This window comes from Campylobacter sp. RM5063 (genome assembly GCF_024723655.1).
Taxonomy (GTDB): Bacteria; Campylobacterota; Campylobacteria; order Campylobacterales; family Campylobacteraceae; genus Campylobacter_D; species Campylobacter_D lari_D.
This window is the reverse complement of sequence record NZ_JANQDA010000074.1, coordinates 1-393: the sequence shown is the minus strand read 5'-3', so window position 1 is coordinate 393 and position 393 is coordinate 1. Positions and strand designations below refer to the sequence as shown.

Sequence of the window (393 nt, the reverse complement as noted above, 5' to 3'; positions counted from 1 at the left end):
AAGGCCGGTAGTTATAACTGCTATAGGTTTTAAGTTTTTAATAATAGCAAATCTTACTAAGATTAAAGCTACAATAATAGCTATTAATGCAATAATAACTTGTTGGAATAAAACTTTATTAACTGCATCAGTATATACAGATTCATCTGTAATAGAACATACAATGTATTTTGGATTTAAAGTTTGATTACAAGTTGCAACTTGTGTTTTACCTGCACCATCTTTAGCATAAAATAAGGTATCTTCTTTACTTGGATCAATTAAATCAGGCTCTGCTTTAATAGCATTTGCTATATTAATACTTAAGTCAGTTTTAGTAAGCATTTTATCTTTATCTTCGTGGAAAATTACCATACCTTCTTTATCATATACTGCTGCATAGGAGCTTTGAGA

1 pseudogene is annotated in these 393 nt (G+C 28.8%); it reads right to left on the bottom strand.

Going from position 1 to position 393, the window contains the following annotated elements:
• Positions 1-393, bottom strand: a pseudogene (locus CAMP5063_RS08430) (methyl-accepting chemotaxis protein); the annotation flags it as partial.